The organism is Acetobacter suratthaniensis, from assembly GCF_017377745.1.
Taxonomy (GTDB): Bacteria; Pseudomonadota; Alphaproteobacteria; order Acetobacterales; family Acetobacteraceae; genus Acetobacter; species Acetobacter suratthaniensis.
In genome coordinates, this window is sequence record NZ_JAFVMG010000006.1 from 142,568 (window position 1) to 158,345 (window position 15,778).

A 15,778-nucleotide genomic window follows, 5' to 3' on the forward strand; every position below is an offset into this window, starting at 1 on the left:
ACCTTCAGGAAGGACCGCCCGCATGTCCCGTATAGTCCGCGCCGCTGCTATCCAGATCAGCCCTGTCCTTGGTGACGATGGTCTGGGTACCGCCCGAAAAGTCTGCCAGACCATCCGTGACGCCGCTGAAAAAGGCGTAAAACTGGCGGTCTTTCCTGAAACCTTTGTGCCGTATTACCCCTATTTTTCGTTTATCCAGCCCGCCTTCCGTTTCGGTGGGGAACATCTGGCCCTGTACGAGCGTGCCGTAACCATTCCCGGCCCTGTCACCGATATGGTGGCTGAAGCCGCACGTGAGACCGGTATGGTGGTGGTGCTGGGGGTCAACGAACGAGATTTCGGCACTCTGTACAACACACAGATTATTTTTGACGCCACAGGCGACATCCTGCTCAGCCGCCGCAAGATTACCCCCACCTATCATGAGCGCATGGTCTGGGGGCAGGGCGATGGGGCAGGGTTGCAGGTGGTCGAAAGTGCCGCAGGGCGTATTGGGGCGCTCGCCTGCTGGGAGCACTACAATCCACTCGCGCGCTATGCGTTGATGACCCAACATGAAGAAATTCATTGCGCGCAGTTTCCCGGTTCGCTTGTCGGGCAGATTTTTGCGGATCAGATGGAAGTCACCATTCGCCACCATGCACTGGAATCCGGTTGCTTTGTGGTGAACGCCACCGGCTGGTTAACGGAAGAACAGATCAGCGAAATCGCACGCGACCCGGCTCTTGAAGGTCCGCTGCGCGGCGGCTGCTTTACAGCCATTGTCTCACCAGAAGGCAAGCTGCTCGGCGCACCGCTGACGGAAGGCGAGGGGATGGTCATTGCCGATCTTGATTTCGCCCTCATTACCAAACGCAAACGCATGATGGATTCCGTTGGCCATTATGCGCGGCCTGAACTGCTCAGCCTCCTGCATGACCGGCGTCCGGCCCGCACCGTGCATTATACGGGCGAAGCCAACCCGGCGGACACCGCCCCCCTGCGTTCGGATGGAGCCAAGTCATGACTGTTCCAACGCTCGGCACCTTTTCAGGACGCAAGCTGGTAACAGACCTGCAATCGCTAGGGCTTCAGCTTGGTGAGGATACGGGGGGCATTGGCCGTAAAGGGGGGGCTGGCCCCTCGGATCACAAGACCATTACCATCGCAGGCCACACGGTTATGGTGCCGGTATATACGTCAGGTGCGCGGCATTCTCCCTTTCAGGCCAGCCCTCCAGATCAGCATGGGGCCAGCACGCTGCGCCGCGATGGGCAGACGCTTGGCACCATTCATTTTCCCGCTGCCCCACGTTTTTATGGCCTGAGCACGGCTGACGGCATTCCTTACTGGAAAATCGCCCTGCTACATGGCCGCGACACACTGGCAACCACGGTGCATCAGACCTGCATCCGGTATGCAGACCGGCGCACATCCTGCCAGTTTTGCGCCATAGGCCAGTCGCTCGAAGCCGGGCGTACCATTGCTTACAAAACACCAGCACAGCTTGCCGAGGTGGCCAAAGCCGCCGTGGAGCTGGACGGTGTGCGCGATATGGTGCTCACAACCGGCACCCCCAACATCATTGACCGTGGGGCCGCCGTACTGGCGGATTCCGCACGCGCCATCAAAGCAGCGGTTGATCTGCCCTTGCAGGTGCAGTGCGAGCCCCCGCGTAATCATGACTGGTTCCAGCGCCTGCGCAATGCAGGGGCGGATAGTCTTGGCATGCACCTTGAGGCCGCCACACAGGCTGTGCGTGAAAAAATCATGCCCGGCAAGGCAACGGTCAGTGTCGAGCGTTATATGCAGGCTTTTGCCAGTGCTGTGCCGGTTTTCGGGCGCGGGCAGGTCAATACCTATATTCTGGCAGGCTTGGGAGATAGTGCGCAGGACATCCTGAATCTGGCCGAGCGCCTGATTGCACTGGGCGTTTATCCCTTTGTGGTGCCGTTCGTGCCTATTTCCGGCACGCCGCTTGAGCAGCATACCCCGCCTTCGGCTGATTTCATGAAGTCTGTTCTCGCTCCTCTGGGGCTGATGCTGCGCAATGCAAACATGAAATCTTCTGATATCCGCGCAGGATGTGGCCGGTGCGGAGCCTGCTCGTCCCTTTCTGCCTACGAGGCATAAGCCATGATGTTTGAGAACATGGAAAGCCGCCCGTTCGTGCCGATGGAATACGTCATCCGCCTCGCCCGCACACCGTGGGAACGTGCAGGCTACCACGCCCTGCGGCGCGAGGTTTTCTGTGCGGAGCAGGGGATATTCGCAGGCCATGACCGTGATACGATTGACGAAACCGCCATTCCCATTATTGCCGCGTGCTGCATGGCGGGCATGCCGGACAGGGTTGTCGGGGCTGTACGCATTCATGAGCCCGAACCGGGGTTATGGCGCGGCTCACGGCTGGCCGTTCACGCCGAACATCGTAAACTTGGGCGGATCGGAGCGGAACTGATCCGTATGGCGGTCTGCACCGCGCATAGTCTGGGGGCTGTGCGCTTTCTGGCGCAGGTGCAGGAGCAGAATGTACTGTTCTTCCGCCGTCTGCACTGGACCAGCCTCGGGGCCATAACTCTCCACGGCAGGCCCCATCATGACATGCAGGCTGATCTTGTGCGCTACCCTGCCCACGGACGCGAACAGACATGGCTGTTACGGCCGCAGCCCCGCGGCCGGGAGGCTGCATGATGGTGAGCGCACTGGCTGACATGCTCCACACCCTGCGGCAGGGACGTGCGCTGGGTGCGAAGCAGGATATTGCCAAAGCCATGAACATTCTGGGGTCTGATGTACGCGGCCCCGTACGCATGGGCGATGACTGCGCCGCCATTCCTGATGGGGATGGCTACCTGCTTCTGGCCAGTGAAGGCTTTCAGGACAGCTTTGTGCGCGCCATGCCGTGGTTTGCCGGGTATTGCGGCGTCATGGTCAATGCCAGCGACATTGCAGCTATGGGGGGGCGCCCCGTTGCCGTGGTGGATGCGTTGTGGAGCGATGAAAGCGATATTGCCGCCTCCATCCTGACCGGGCTGCATGATGGTGCCCGCGCCTATGAGGTGCCGGTGGTGGGCGGACACACCAACATGCGCAGCACACACAACTCCCTTTCTGTAGCCATTTTGGGGCGGGCTCGTTCCCTGCTGAGCAGTTTTGATGCCCGTGCGGGAGAAATGTTGATTGCCGCCATTGATCTGCGGGGGCGCTGGCATGATCCGCATCCTTTCTGGGATGCAAGCTCAGCCCTGTACACAGCCGGAGAAGCAGGGCGCCTGCGTGGCGATCTCGCACTCCTGCCCGATATTGCCGAGGCGGGACTAAGCCGTGCGGCCAAAGATATCAGCATGGCAGGGATTCTGGGCACAGCCCTCATGCTGGCCGAGTGTTCAGCCATAGGTATGACCATTACCCTTGATGATATTCCCCGCCCGGAGAACGCGCCGATGGCACGCTGGCTCTCGGCCTTTCCCAGCTATGGTTATCTGCTGACAGCAGAGCAGGATAACGCACAGGCTATCATCGACCGTTTTCAAGCGCGCGGAATCAGTGCCGCCATTATCGGCCAATGCAACGACACCAACAAACTGGACGTCGTCTGGGACGGTGCGCAGGAAACTTTCTGGGATCTTGCCGTAACGCCGCTCATGGGGTGTGCGCCATGAGTGTATCCATTGGTATTCTCACACACTCAACCAATCCGCGTGGTGGTGTGGTGCATGCCATGGCATTGGCCGAAACCCTGTGTGATGCGGGCTATAACGCCACCCTGATTGCACCGGATGAAACGGGGGCAGGATTTTTCCGCACACCGCGCTGTCCTGTCTGGTGCATTCCGGTTATGGGGGCGCGGAGCCTGCCCGCTCTGGTCGAGCACCGTATCAGTGAGGTCAGGCAGGCTTTACGGATGCATGATTTTGATGTGCTTCATGCACAAGACCCCATCACCGCCAATGCTCTGGCTGATCTGGTGCATGAAGGCTGGATACCGGGTTTTGCCCGTACGGTGCACCACCTCGACAGTTTTGAACACCCGGAACTCAGACAGCGGCAGGAACGCGGGTTCATGGCCGCAAGCGAGGTGCTGAGTGTCAGCAACCTATGGAAAAACGTGCTGCAGAACACACATGGATGCACAGCGCCTGTTGTCGGGAATGGTGTGGATTCAAAAAGGTTTACCTCCCGTGCTGATGAGCGCGATACCGCATTGCGCGTGCGCTATCATCTACCTGAAGGCAAGCGCCTGATCCTATCAGTAGGGGGCATAGAGCCACGTAAAAATACCCGCCTGCTGTTGGAAGCGTTTAGCAAACTCTGTCAGGAGCAGGCCGACCTTCATCTGGTCGTGGCTGGCGGCGCTTCGTTGCTGGATCATTCTGCCTACCGTGCAGCCTTTGACAGGCAACTGCATGAAAGTGGGTTAACCACACAGGTTAGCATAACCGGCCCCGTGGCCGATGAGGACATGCCCGCCTTGTACCGGCAAGCGGCAGTTCTGGCTTACCCCTCCCAGATGGAAGGGTTCGGGCTATGTCCGCTGGAGGCTCTTGCCTGCGGCACACCCGTAATCGTACCCCGTGCCGCGCCATTTACCGAACATCTGACTGCTGCCGATGCGCTGTGGTGTGACCCGGCCGAGCCACATAGCCTGCTGCGGTCGCTACGGGCCGCCCTGAGTGCTGAAAACCAAGCCCACTTTCTGACGGCAGGCCCAATCACGGCCAAACGCTTCAACTGGAGCGCCGTAGCCCGCCGCCACTTTCCTGCATACCGGCGTCTGGCAGCCCTGTCAGGCATAGACGCCCGTGCTTTCGGAGATTTGTCGCCATGCCCGAAATGATCTTTCGCGTGCGCTGGCCAGATGGACAGGAGAGCGACTGTTACTCTCCCTCTCTGGTCATTCAGGATCACTTTACACCGGGGCAGAACTACCCGGTCAGCCTCTTTCTTGAAAAAGCGCAAACAGCCCTGAACGAAGCCAGTGAACGCGTACGCGCACGCTACGGTTTTCCCTGTAGCCGCGCCCTTGGCCAGTTGCAGGCCATTGAACAGAGCTGTGCGCCATTCCTTGACAGGGCGGATGCTCAGGTCAGCGTCCTATCCTTCAAATCCTGAAAACGGAAATAATATCATGACACGGAACGAAAAAAGCATTCCCGTTATTATCGTCGGCGGTGGTCAGGCTGGCCTTTCCATGAGCTGGTACCTCTGCCACGAAAAGGTGGAGCATATCGTTTTCGAAGCCAGCACCGCCTGCCATTCATGGGATGACGAACGCTGGGACAATTTCTGTCTGGTCACACCCAACTGGCAGTGCGCACTCCCCGGACACCCATATACGGGAAAAGATCCGCACGGCTTTATGGTGAAGCAGGAAATTATTGATTATGTAAAAGGTTTTGTAGACTCATTTAGTCCACCCTTACGGGAGCATACGCCGGTCACATCCATTACCCGGCATGAAAACGGCGGGTATCGTGTTATCGCCAATGATGAAGTCTGGCATGCACGGCATGTGGTGATCGCCTCCGGAGCGTATCATGATGCGGTCATACCCGGCTATGCCAGCGCAATTGATCCCTCCATTTTGCAGGTGCATTCACAGGATTATCGCAATGCAGCCCAGTTGCCCGAGGGCAGCGTTCTGGTGGTTGGCAGCGGGCAGTCCGGTGCGCAGATTGTTGAAGATCTGTTCATCGAAAAGCGCAAGGTTCACCTTTGTGTCGGTTCTGCCCCCCGTGTGTCGCGCTTCTACCGGGGCCGAGACGTTGTGGACTGGCTGGCAGACATGCACTTCTATGATCTGACCGTCGATAACCACCCCCTGCGGGACGGCGCGCGTGACAAAACCAACCATTATGTTACGGGGCGTAACGGTGGGCATGATCTTGATCTGCGACTTTTTGCCCGCGAAGGCGTGGGCCTGCATGGCACCCTTGAGACCATCCGTGATGATGTAGCCCATTTCCTTCCGGATCTGAGCGAAAACCTTGACGATGCAGACAAGACAAATGCCGACATCAAGCATTCTATCGATGCCTATATTGCTCGCGAAGGGATCAGCGCGCCAACGGAAGCACCTTACGCCCCGGTGTGGACACCAGAGGCTCGCAACACACCGCTCGATCTGAAAGCCGCAGGTATTACCTCCATTGTCTGGTGCATTGGCTTCAGGCCCAACTATCGCTGGATTGACGTGCCTGTTTTCAATGGTGCGGGCAAACCGCTCTGGAACCGTGGCGTTACGAATGCGCCGGGTTTCTACTTCCTCGGTCTGCCCTGGCTGCATACATGGGGGTCTGGACGGTTTTCCGGCATCTCACGCGATGCCGCATGGCTTGCCAGCCAGATCACAGGCCACGATGTGGCTGTCGCCTGAGTAAGACGGAGCAAAATCCATGCTTCCATGGACATCATATGAAGCAATGTCTGCCGCAGCCCGGCTCCAGCCAGAGTCATTCTGGCTGGAGGCTGCGCAACGCATTACATGGAAGCAGCCCCCCGCTACGGCCTGTCGTACTCGGCCTGATGGATGGCATGACTGGTTTGCTGGCGCGACACTCAATACCTGTCACAATGCGGTAGACCGACATGTTGAAAGCGGGCGGGTCGGACAGGCCGCACTGGTCTGGCATTCCTGCGCAACCCAAGAACAACAGACAATAACCTACGGTGTCTTGCAGGGCAGGGTGGCCGGTTTTGCCGGTGGCCTGCGTGCTCTGGGAGTGGAAAAAGGCGATCGTGTCCTGATTTCCATGCCCACCATGATCGAAACCGCCATTGCCATGCTGGCCTGTGCCCGGCTGGGGGCTGTGCATGTGGTTGTGTTTGCTGGCTATGCAGGGCCAGAACTGGCGCAGCGGATTGATGATGTCACACCCAAAGTCATTATTACCGCCAGTTGCAGCTTTCAGGGGCGGACGGCCATTTCTTCCATTCCTGCTCTGGAACAGGCGCTTACTGCTGCCTCACATGCACCATTGGCCTGTATTGTCCTGCAACGGGCCGCCTGCATGGCAAAGCTTCTTCCGGGACGGGATTACGATTTCCATACACTGGAACTCGCCAGCCCAGCCGCACCAGTATCTGTCAAGGCGGAAGACCCGCTCTATATTCTCCACACCTCTGGCACTACGGGTAAAGCCAAGGGTATCGTGCGGGACAATGGTGGGCATGCCGTGGCACTGGCCCTGTCTATGGAGCTTGTTTACGGGTGCCAGCCCGGTGATACGTTTTTTACCACATCCGATCTCGGCTGGGTGGTGGGGCATTCCTACGGTATTTACGCTCCACTCATCAGCGGCTGCACCAGCATTATTGTGGAGGGGGCGGTCTCAACCTCCGCTCTGCATCAGCTTTGTCTTGAGCATAGCGTGGCATGCCTCTTTACCACACCTACTCAAATGCGCCTGATGAGGCAGGAAAGCCGTCATGCTCCGTCTATCATCTGGCCTACGCTCGCCCGTATTTTTGTCGCCGGAGAATATGCAGACCCGACCCTGCTTGACTGGGCCAGAGCATTTTTTGCAAAACCTGTCGTCAATCACTGGTGGCAGACTGAAACGGGCTGGAGCATTACCGCTCATTTTTTTGGTCTGTCAGCCCCTGAACCTTCCAGCTTGAAAAACGAGATTGGTCGCCCCGCGCCGGGGTTCCATCTGTCGATTGCTTCTGCTGTTCCGGGTGAGCCTTGTGGTGAAATCATGATGGCACTGCCGCTACCCCCCGGCTGTCTGGCCGGTTTATGGCGCGATCACGCCATCCGTGCGCCAGAGCTCTATCTGGATGCTACACGACACTATTACCGTAGCTTTGACGAAGGCATGATCGGTACGGATCAGGCCGTGCGGATGCTCGGGCGCTCGGATGATGTCATCAAGGTTTCAGGCAGGCGCATCTCGGGCATTCAGATCGAAAAGATCATAGCAACCCACCCGGCTGTCCATAGCTGTGCGGTTGTGGCTGTGGCGGATCCACTTAGGGGCCAGAGACCCGTGGCCTACGTGGTTGCGGAAGCCGGATTGAGTGACCCACCTGCGGTGGAGGACATCATCATGGCAGTCAACAAGACCCTTGGACGCTGGACTGGTTTGAGAGACATTCATTTTGTCGAATCTCTACCAACAACCAAATCAGGAAAAATAACCCGCAAGTCTCTCGCTAACGCCCGGGGTAGCTGACAGCCCACCTGTCTCGTTCGTTTTTACCCGCCATTGTGTCGGGTCAGCAAAAGCGGGCAGGGCGTTCGCATGCTAGCCTCCATCGTTTGTATCGGGTTAATACAGCGAGAAAGGCAGCAACATGGCCAGCGGCTGGGCACCGGATGGGGCGGTGCAGGATCAGATTGACGATACCGTTGCCGATGCGGTCAAACGGGCACGCGCTCACATGCCGCAGGGAGAGAGTGAAACCCATTGCCGCGAATGTGGCGAGGATATTCCTGCCGCCCGTGCCCAAGCGCTGCCGGGCGTCAAACTCTGTATAGATTGCCAGACCGAGCGGGATAAACTCCGCAGCTTTTCTACCATCAACCGTCGCGGCAGCAAGGATAGTCAGCTTCGTTAGGCTGTGGCTGCCCGGTTCATTTCACAACAGGCAGCCACAGCCCATACAATGCAGAGTTTATCAGGCCTGCGAAAACACAACATCGGCCTTCAGACGTGATTTGGGCAGTTTAGCATTGAAATCACTGTCTGCATGGTACCCAAGAGAGACCAGCACCACCGGCGTCAGACGCTCGGCTTTCAAGTTGAATTCTGCTGAAAGGGCGGCAGCATCAAAGCCTTCCATGGGTGTCGCATCCACCCCCAGCAGACCTGCCGCCAGCAGCAGGAAGCCTTGTGCGATATAGGTCTGCTTTTCAGCCCACTGAGCGACATCGCCAGCCTGTTCATGCAGGCCGACATATCCAGAGCGGGTTTTGCCCTGTGCATCACGCGCCTGCTCATTGGCAAAACGACCATCGGCCTCTTCCTGAGCCAGAAGGGTATCCAGATAGGCGGGCTCCAGCGTATCACGCGCGCACAGCACCACAACATGAGAAGCATCGCGCACTTTAGGCGCATTGTAACTGAACGGGCCGGTAAGAGCCTTGGCCAGACGCTCCTTGCCTTCATCCGTATCAGCCACAATGAAATGCCAAGGCTGCGAATTGACAGAGGAAGGGCTGTAACGCAACGATGCCAGCAACTGCCCAACGGTTTCATCCGACAGCTTGCGGCTAGGATCATAGACCTTGGTTGTGTAACGCGTTTGTAGAACTTTGATCAGATCCATGGTTCTGCCCCGTAAAAACATAACGAAAAACTACATGGCAGGATGGGAAGTTTAAGCCTTCCGGTCAAGCGTCTGGCAGGTTCGCAGTTTTATCGGGGCAGCGTAGTCTGATTATTTCAGAAAGCCGACAAGCTTCTCTGCCTCGCTGACAATCGGTTCTGCAATAGCCTGCGCACGCTGCGCACCCTGTCGAAGGATATTCAGCAGGTGCGCTTCATCACCCAGCAGGCGGGTCGTTTCCGCACCAATCGGGGCAATAGCCTGTACTACAACATCTGTCAGCGCGGCTTTGAAAGGCCCAAAACCCTGCCCTTGGTGCTGATCAAGCACCTGCTGCACGTTCATATCCGCCAAGGCCGCATAAATGGCAACAAGGTTACGGGCCTCGGGCCGGTCAGCAAGTTCTTCCACGTCTGCAGGCAGGACACCGGTATCAGTTTTTGCCCGGCGGATTTTCAGGGCGATGGCGTCGGCATCATCCGTGAGTTCGATCCGGCTCTGGGCCGATGGGTCGGACTTGGACATTTTTTTGGTGCCATCGCGCAGGCTCATCACGCGCGCGGCCGCTGTCGGGATCAGCGCTTCAACCTGCGGAAAAAACTCCACCCCGTAATCATGGTTGAACTTCTGCGCGATATCATTGGCCAGTTCCAGATGCTGCTTCTGGTCTTCCCCCACGGGTACGCGGGTTGCCTTATACGCAAGAATATCCGCCGCCATCAGGTTAGGATAGACATACAGACCTGAGGAATGGTTTTCACGATCCTTGCCTGCCTTATCCTTGAACTGCGTCATGCGATTCAGCCACCCCAGACGGGTAACGCAGTTAAAAATCCAGGCAAGCCGCGCATGGGCTGACACGGCAGACTGATTGAACAGAATATGCCGAGAAGCATCAATGCCCGATGCCAGCAGGATAGCAGCCTGTGTCAGCGTATGGCGGCGCAGCTCTTCCGGGGCCTGCCATGTCGTAATAGCGTGCATATCCACGAGACAGAACACACACTCATGATCGGCCTGCAGGCTCACCCAGTTGCGGATGGCACCCAGATAGTTGCCCAACTGGGGTACGCCTGAAGGCTGAATGCCGGAAAAAATACGCTGCATGGGAGTAACTGCTATCCGTAGTGACGTTATAAAATTAGGGAATAAGGTGCTGGCGGTTCAGGGCTTCGCGTTCATCGGCTACCTGTCCGGCAGACTTGTTTGCGCCACGGGCTGTAGCGATGTCCTGCGCACTAAGGGTAGGGGCCGAGGCCGCGCCACTCCGTTCGGAAAGCCAGTTTAGAATACGCACAACATCCTCATCCTTCAGGTAGCGGAAGGGAGGCATTTCGGCATTATAAGGCTGACCATTAGCCATGATTTTGCCGCTGACACCATGCATCAGCACATCAGCCAGGTAACGGCGGCCTTCCGGTGTCGCGGCAATCTTGTCTATCCGCCCGACAAGGGGCGGAACGGAACCGGGCATACCATCACCACCGTGATGACAGATTCCACAATTGTTGCCGTAAAGCGATTGCGGGCTTTTAGGGGAGCAGGCTGTCAGCAGAAAGCCTGCCACCACCACCATGACACCCCGACGCATCATGGCCGAACCTGTCTTGCCAGACAGATAGGATGGAGGCTCAGTCCTGATAAACGAAGCCTCCATACGCACAGGCTCCTGATCAGGGCATTGCATGGGTATGTTCAACACCCAGAAGCTGGATACGGAAAATAAGCGGGCTGTCAGAAGGAATAACCCCCATAGCCTTATGGCCGTAACCCAGTTCCGGCGGCACATACAGCATCCAGGTATCACCTACATGCATCAGGGGGAGGGCTTCCATCCAGCCCTGCACCAGACCGTTAAGCGGCATCTGCATATAGGCACCATTGCCGTGCTGTTCAGAGCTGTCAAAAATGGATCCATCAGGCAGGCGGCCTTCATAGATCAGCATCATGACATCACCCAGCTTGGGCTGTTCACCATTTTTGGGGCCGGATTCCAGAACCTTGTAAGCCAGCCCGTCTTTCAGCTTCACCACGCCCGGTTCAGCCACCAGTTTGGCCATCTGCTGGGTGGGGGTCAGATCTTCATCTGAATCCTTGTGCGCTCCGCAGCCTGCGAGGGCGAGAGAGGCCGCCATAACAGCGGCAAGCGTTCCAGATTTTGACAGAAAGTGACGGACCATGTTTTTTCAGGCTCCTTTTTAAAGGTCTGGTGGACAGAACGCTGTTTTACAGCGTTCCACCCTTGCGGCCGATCTGGGCACCCAGGCGCAGGCGCAGGGCGTTGAGCTTGATAAAGCCCTGTGCATCTTCCTGATTATACGCGCCTTCATCATCTTCAAAGGTCACGACACGCGTATCATACAGGCTGTTGGGGCTTTCACGCCCGACACAGATCACATTGCCCTTATACAGTTTCAGGCGCACGCGACCGGTTACGGACTGCTGAGAGGCATCAATAAGTGCCTGCAGCATCCGGCGCTCAGGGGAGAACCACAGCCCGTTGTAAAGGATGGACGCATAACGCGGCATCAGGCTGTCCTTCAGGTGCATGGCTTCACGGTCGAGCGTAATGGACTCGATGCTGCGGTGCGCTGCAAGAAGGATGGTGCCACCGGGTGTTTCGTAAATGCCGCGTGACTTCATGCCCACAAAACGGTTTTCCACCAGATCAAGGCGGCCAATGCCGTTTTCCTTACCCAGCTTATTAAGCTGTGTCAGCAGGGTTGCGGGAGACATTGCTACACCATTGATGGCAACCGGATCACCGCTGACAAAATCAATGGTGATTTCCGTTGCCTTATCAGGAGCGGCCTCAGGGGAAATCGTGCGCTGGAAAACGATTTCTTCCGGCGCAATAGCCGGATCTTCCAGCATTTTCCCTTCGGAAGACGAATGCAGCAGATTGGCATCGACAGAGAACGGGGCTTCGCCACGCTTGTCTTTGGCAATCGGAATCTGGTTTTCTTCTGCAAAAGACAGAAGACGGGTGCGGGAGGTCAGGTCCCATTCACGCCACGGAGCAACAACCGTGATGTCGGGTTTGAGGGCATAGTAGGCCAGTTCGAAACGAACCTGATCGTTACCCTTGCCAGTCGCCCCATGAGCAACTGCGTCTGCCCCAACGGCTTCGGCGATCTCGATCTGACGCTGGGCGATCAGCGGGCGGGCAATCGATGTGCCCAGCAGGTACTGACCTTCATACAGCGTATTGGCGCGGAACATCGGGAACACGAAGTCCTTGACGAAGGTCTCGCGCAGATCTTCGACAAAAATTTCCTTTACGCCGAACATTTCCGCTTTTTTGCGGGCAGGTTCCAGTTCCTCACCCTGACCAAGATCAGCAGTGAAGGTCACGACTTCACACCCGTAGGTCTTTTGCAGCCAGCGCAGGATAACAGACGTATCAAGCCCGCCCGAATAGGCGAGCACCACTTTTTTTACGTCTTTTTTGGCGGAAGTCATGCCCATACAACTGTACTCCTGAAACACGCTCAACAACTGGTTGCCTCTCTCCTATCACCGAGGCAACCATCAAACCAGCCTGCTACGCCCTGTATCGGCGCAAAAATCACTCGTCCGCCACAGCCTGCCCGGCACGAGCACGCTCACTGGCAGTTTTAAGCTGCCCGCAGGCAGCCAGAATATCGCGGCCTCTGGGGGTGCGGATAGGGGAGGCAAACCCTGCATTCATCACGATTTCTGCAAATCTGGACTGCCGCTCCCGTGTGGAAGGGCGATACTCGCTGCCCGGCCAGGGATTGAAGGGGATAAGATTGACCTTTGCGGGAATCCCTGAAATCAGCCGAACCAGTTCACGGGCATCCGCATCGCTGTCGTTGACATCACGCAGCATAATATACTCGAACGTAATACGCCGCGCATTGCTGGCCGCAGGGTAGCGGCGGCAGGCGGCCAGTACTTCTTCAATCGGGTATTTTCGGTTCAGCGGCACAATCTGATCCCGCAGATCGTTGCGCACGGCATGCAACGAAACCGCCAGATTGATACCAAGCTCATCCCCACAACGATCCATCAGAGGCACAACGCCAGAAGTCGAAAGGGTGATACGCCGCCGCGAAAGTCCGATACCCTCTCCATCCATGATGATCCTCATGGCTTTGGCGACGTTCTCATAATTATAGAGTGGCTCGCCCATACCCATCAGCACGATAGTCGAGAGCAGGCGGGGTGTTTCACCCTTGGGGCTGGGCCATTCCGAATAGGAATCGCGCGCAGCCATAAACTGGCTGACAATTTCTGCGGCACCAAGGTTGCGGACCAGTTTCTGCGTGCCGGTATGGCAGAATGTGCATGAAAGAGTGCACCCGACCTGCGACGAAATGCACACCGCCCCCCGATCTTCCTTACGGTCGGGGATATAAACGGTTTCGGCCTCTTGCCCGTCGCGGAAACGGAACAGAAATTTCCGTGTTTCATCAGAAGAAGTCTGCACCATTGCGGGCTCTGGCCGGCCAATAATGAACTGTTCGGCCAGTTTTTCCTGCAACGGCTTGGCGATGCTACTCATCCGCGCAAAATCCGTTACACCCTGATGGTAGATCCAGTGCCACAACTGTTTGGTGCGGAAAGGCTTTTCTCCAATTTCCGCCAGAATAGCCGTTATCTCATCGCGGGAGAGCCCCACAAGATCCCGTCGGCCATCAGGTAACGTCGCCGAAGGCGGACTAAACAGCGCAGCCTTGGCCAGAATACGGGCGCGTTCACGCTCATCCATAAGCGCTATGGCGTTCGCATCAGCCGTGGGGGAAGAGGAAGAAGCAGTAAAAAAAGACATAAGACAGGCTGCATTGCTGGAGAAGAAGGCCGCTCTTATAACAAAAAAAGAGACTGGCAGATACCAGTCTCTTTCAATTATCGTTTTTACGGGTGTTTTTTCCTATTACACCCAGTCCCGACCAGCATTTTACTGGCTAGGCAAAGCCGCCTGTTTTTTCAAAGCCGAGCGTAGCCACGAAGCCATGCTGACCTTACCCGTGTCAATCTGGTCAAGAATCATGCCAATCGTCTGGGCCGAATAGGCATCTGGACGGGCATCGGCCGAAATAGGAAAGGACGGCCGGGCGATTTCCATGGTCAGGGCTGGGCCCGCATTATCTTCCGCTTCGCTCGAAGCGCTGGCATGGCTAAAGCCATCACGCTGAACATCTGCTGTGACAACCAGAGTCATTTTTTCGGGGTGTTGGCCAAAATACAGATATGCATAGGTCGCCGCAGCGGAAAGAATGTCCTTCAGCGCCAGACGATAGCGGTTGCTTTCAGCACCCGACATTACCTGAATAGCCGCCGGATCGGCCTGAATGTTCAGAGAACCGGCCTGAACATTATCAGCCAAGACCAGACCATCATGCTCGTAACGACTGAGAAGCCCCTCTCCCGATTGATGCAGGTGAGGCTGTGAGAAAGCCGGGGCGGAAGCAACAGGACCCGCATGCGCGATACCAGTCGCACCAATAAGACAGGCCGTGCCAAACAAGGCTGCGAGTTTGCGCATGATGCGTTGCTCCCTTTCGAGTGTTACGGGTTTGTGACCTCTCGGGAGTGTGACAAAAAAAATGGGCATCTGCCATGCAAAAGATGCGCGCAAACCTGAAATAATAATTTAATATTCAAAACGGGATCGAAACACTTGCGTGGGGCAGCTTAAATCCGGCGCGCTGCGATAAGAAACTCGCGGTTTCCCTCAGGTCCCGTGATCGGGCTGGCTTCAATACCCAGAACATGCCAGCCGGGCAGGGCGCTCCACCACTCGGCAATCATGCTGCATACGGCATCATGCACCGCCGGGTCACGCACCACTCCCTTGGCACCCACATGCTCTCGCCCCGCTTCAAACTGGGGTTTGATCAAGGCTACAGCCCATGCATCCGGTGCCGCCAGCGACAGGGCCGCCGGCAGTACAGTTCTCAAACCGATAAAACTGGCATCGCAAACAATAGCCTGCGGCTGCTCGGGAATAATAGACGGATCAAGATGTCGGGCATTGCATTTTTCCAGCACAACTACCCGTGGGTCTGCCCGCAATTTCCATGCAAGCTGCCCATGCCCGACATCCACGGCGTAAACCATTTTGGCGCCGTGGGTGAGCAGAACATCGGTAAAACCACCTGTCGAGGCGCCGACATCAAGCCCTATCAATCCTTCGGGAGAAAGACCGAAATGCGTTAGGGCATGATCAAGCTTGCAGCCTCCACGGGAAACCCACGGATGCTCCTGCCCACGCACTTCCAGCGGCGTTTCTTCCGCTATCTGATCACCAGCCTTTGCAATCCGCTTTTCACCCGAAAACACAAGCCCTGCCATGATCAGGGCCTGTGCTTTAGTGCGGCTTTCGACCAGCCCCCGGTCTACCAGAAGCTGATCAGCCCGACGCCGCGCCATGCTTCAGGCCGTCTGTTCGGTCATGCTGACGCCGAGCGCTGAGAGAGCGGTTGCGACGATATGGGGCGCATCGAGTCCGGCCTCGGCATACTGGGCCTGCTGGCTGTTATGGTCGATAAAGCGA

At 57.0% G+C, this 15,778-nt stretch carries 17 protein-coding genes; 9 read left to right on the forward strand and 8 right to left on the reverse strand.

Going from position 1 to position 15,778, the window contains the following annotated elements; all coding sequences use genetic code 11:
- Positions 1–22 precede the first annotated feature (22 nt).
- From J2D75_RS07830 to J2D75_RS07870, 9 genes are all read left to right on the forward strand, one after another.
- On the forward strand, positions 23–1,006 hold the full coding sequence (locus J2D75_RS07830) for a Nit6803 family nitrilase (protein ID WP_207854210.1): 984 nt from the start codon (positions 23–25) through the stop codon (positions 1,004–1,006).
- The gene (locus tag J2D75_RS07835) at positions 1,003–2,112 is read left to right on the forward strand and encodes an MSMEG_0568 family radical SAM protein (protein WP_207854211.1); all 1,110 of its coding nucleotides are present in this window, start codon (positions 1,003–1,005) and stop codon (positions 2,110–2,112) included. Before J2D75_RS07830 ends, J2D75_RS07835 begins: the two co-directional genes overlap by 4 nt.
- Positions 2,113–2,115: 3 nt before the next feature.
- Positions 2,116–2,673, forward strand: a complete 558-nt coding sequence (locus J2D75_RS07840; RefSeq protein WP_243428596.1) for an MSMEG_0567/Sll0786 family nitrogen starvation N-acetyltransferase — start codon at positions 2,116–2,118, stop codon at positions 2,671–2,673.
- Positions 2,673–3,644, forward strand: coding sequence for a sll0787 family AIR synthase-like protein (locus J2D75_RS07845; RefSeq protein WP_207854241.1), 972 nt, complete (start codon positions 2,673–2,675; stop codon positions 3,642–3,644). The genes J2D75_RS07840 and J2D75_RS07845 overlap by 1 nt, the downstream gene beginning before the upstream one ends.
- Positions 3,641–4,819 carry an MSMEG_0565 family glycosyltransferase gene (locus tag J2D75_RS07850; RefSeq protein WP_207854212.1) on the forward strand — a complete coding sequence of 393 codons (1,179 nt, stop codon included), beginning with the start codon at positions 3,641–3,643 and terminating at the stop codon, positions 4,817–4,819. Before J2D75_RS07845 ends, J2D75_RS07850 begins: the two co-directional genes overlap by 4 nt.
- Complete coding sequence (locus J2D75_RS07855) at positions 4,807–5,094, forward strand: MSMEG_0570 family nitrogen starvation response protein (RefSeq protein ID WP_207854213.1); 288 nt, start codon at positions 4,807–4,809, stop codon at positions 5,092–5,094. Before J2D75_RS07850 ends, J2D75_RS07855 begins: the two co-directional genes overlap by 13 nt.
- A 16-nt stretch (positions 5,095–5,110) precedes the next feature.
- Entirely contained in the window at positions 5,111–6,358 is a 1,248-nt protein-coding gene (locus J2D75_RS07860) for an MSMEG_0569 family flavin-dependent oxidoreductase (protein WP_207854214.1), read from the forward strand.
- Between the two features lie 19 nt (positions 6,359–6,377).
- Positions 6,378–8,159 (forward strand): AMP-binding protein, encoded by a 1,782-nt coding sequence (locus J2D75_RS07865; RefSeq protein WP_207854215.1) that lies wholly within the window; start codon positions 6,378–6,380, stop codon positions 8,157–8,159.
- A gap of 121 nt (positions 8,160–8,280) precedes the next feature.
- Entirely contained in the window at positions 8,281–8,544 is a 264-nt protein-coding gene (locus tag J2D75_RS07870; RefSeq protein ID WP_207854216.1) for a DksA/TraR family C4-type zinc finger protein, read from the forward strand.
- A gap of 60 nt (positions 8,545–8,604) precedes the next feature.
- On the opposite strand, the gene nfsB is transcribed toward J2D75_RS07870, so the two are convergent.
- The 8 genes from nfsB to J2D75_RS07910 form a co-directional block, all read right to left on the reverse strand.
- Positions 8,605–9,255: an oxygen-insensitive NAD(P)H nitroreductase gene (gene nfsB, locus J2D75_RS07875; protein WP_207854217.1), complete on the reverse strand. Its 651-nt coding sequence runs from the start codon at positions 9,253–9,255 to the stop codon at positions 8,605–8,607.
- Positions 9,256–9,366: 111 nt separating this feature from the next.
- Complete coding sequence (gene trpS / locus J2D75_RS07880) at positions 9,367–10,362, reverse strand: tryptophan--tRNA ligase (protein WP_207854218.1); 996 nt, start codon at positions 10,360–10,362, stop codon at positions 9,367–9,369.
- Between the two features lie 34 nt (positions 10,363–10,396).
- A complete protein-coding gene (locus J2D75_RS07885) occupies positions 10,397–10,849 on the reverse strand; it encodes a c-type cytochrome (RefSeq protein WP_207854243.1) in 453 nt (150 codons plus the stop codon).
- 79 nt (positions 10,850–10,928) lie between these two features.
- On the reverse strand, positions 10,929–11,435 hold the full coding sequence (locus tag J2D75_RS07890; protein WP_207854219.1) for an FKBP-type peptidyl-prolyl cis-trans isomerase: 507 nt from the start codon (positions 11,433–11,435) through the stop codon (positions 10,929–10,931).
- Between the two features lie 46 nt (positions 11,436–11,481).
- Positions 11,482–12,723, reverse strand: coding sequence for an argininosuccinate synthase (locus J2D75_RS07895; RefSeq protein ID WP_207854220.1), 1,242 nt, complete (start codon positions 12,721–12,723; stop codon positions 11,482–11,484).
- Between the two features lie 100 nt (positions 12,724–12,823).
- Positions 12,824–13,990: a 23S rRNA (adenine(2503)-C(2))-methyltransferase RlmN gene (gene rlmN / locus J2D75_RS07900; protein WP_408736750.1), complete on the reverse strand. Its 1,167-nt coding sequence runs from the start codon at positions 13,988–13,990 to the stop codon at positions 12,824–12,826.
- Between the two features lie 189 nt (positions 13,991–14,179).
- Positions 14,180–14,767: a hypothetical protein gene (locus J2D75_RS07905; RefSeq protein WP_207854222.1), complete on the reverse strand. Its 588-nt coding sequence runs from the start codon at positions 14,765–14,767 to the stop codon at positions 14,180–14,182.
- A gap of 149 nt (positions 14,768–14,916) precedes the next feature.
- Complete coding sequence (locus J2D75_RS07910) at positions 14,917–15,654, reverse strand: TlyA family RNA methyltransferase (RefSeq protein WP_207854223.1); 738 nt, start codon at positions 15,652–15,654, stop codon at positions 14,917–14,919.
- Between the last annotated feature and the right edge of the window lie 124 nt (positions 15,655–15,778).

What these genes read in the sequence shown, in the direction of transcription:
- J2D75_RS07845 (WP_207854241.1), top strand. Translation starts at nt 2,673, where the DNA reads ATGGTGAGCGCACTGGCTGACATGCTCCACACCCTGCGGCAGGGACGT.
- J2D75_RS07860 (WP_207854214.1), top strand. Translation starts at nt 5,111, where the DNA reads ATGACACGGAACGAAAAAAGCATTCCCGTTATTATCGTCGGCGGTGGT.
- J2D75_RS07910 (WP_207854223.1), bottom strand. Translation starts at nt 15,654, where the DNA reads ATGGCGCGGCGTCGGGCTGATCAGCTTCTGGTAGACCGGGGGCTGGTC.
- J2D75_RS07890 (WP_207854219.1), bottom strand. Translation starts at nt 11,435, where the DNA reads ATGGTCCGTCACTTTCTGTCAAAATCTGGAACGCTTGCCGCTGTTATG.
- J2D75_RS07865 (WP_207854215.1), top strand. Translation starts at nt 6,378, where the DNA reads ATGCTTCCATGGACATCATATGAAGCAATGTCTGCCGCAGCCCGGCTC.
- J2D75_RS07830 (WP_207854210.1), top strand. Translation starts at nt 23, where the DNA reads ATGTCCCGTATAGTCCGCGCCGCTGCTATCCAGATCAGCCCTGTCCTT.
- J2D75_RS07885 (WP_207854243.1), bottom strand. Translation starts at nt 10,849, where the DNA reads ATGATGCGTCGGGGTGTCATGGTGGTGGTGGCAGGCTTTCTGCTGACA.
- nfsB (WP_207854217.1), bottom strand. Translation starts at nt 9,255, where the DNA reads ATGGATCTGATCAAAGTTCTACAAACGCGTTACACAACCAAGGTCTAT.
- J2D75_RS07850 (WP_207854212.1), top strand. Translation starts at nt 3,641, where the DNA reads ATGAGTGTATCCATTGGTATTCTCACACACTCAACCAATCCGCGTGGT.
- J2D75_RS07840 (WP_243428596.1), top strand. Translation starts at nt 2,116, where the DNA reads ATGATGTTTGAGAACATGGAAAGCCGCCCGTTCGTGCCGATGGAATAC.
- J2D75_RS07855 (WP_207854213.1), top strand. Translation starts at nt 4,807, where the DNA reads ATGCCCGAAATGATCTTTCGCGTGCGCTGGCCAGATGGACAGGAGAGC.
- J2D75_RS07835 (WP_207854211.1), top strand. Translation starts at nt 1,003, where the DNA reads ATGACTGTTCCAACGCTCGGCACCTTTTCAGGACGCAAGCTGGTAACA.
- rlmN (WP_408736750.1), bottom strand. Translation starts at nt 13,990, where the DNA reads ATGGATGAGCGTGAACGCGCCCGTATTCTGGCCAAGGCTGCGCTGTTT.
- J2D75_RS07870 (WP_207854216.1), top strand. Translation starts at nt 8,281, where the DNA reads ATGGCCAGCGGCTGGGCACCGGATGGGGCGGTGCAGGATCAGATTGAC.
- J2D75_RS07895 (WP_207854220.1), bottom strand. Translation starts at nt 12,723, where the DNA reads ATGGGCATGACTTCCGCCAAAAAAGACGTAAAAAAAGTGGTGCTCGCC.
- trpS (WP_207854218.1), bottom strand. Translation starts at nt 10,362, where the DNA reads ATGCAGCGTATTTTTTCCGGCATTCAGCCTTCAGGCGTACCCCAGTTG.
- J2D75_RS07905 (WP_207854222.1), bottom strand. Translation starts at nt 14,767, where the DNA reads ATGCGCAAACTCGCAGCCTTGTTTGGCACGGCCTGTCTTATTGGTGCG.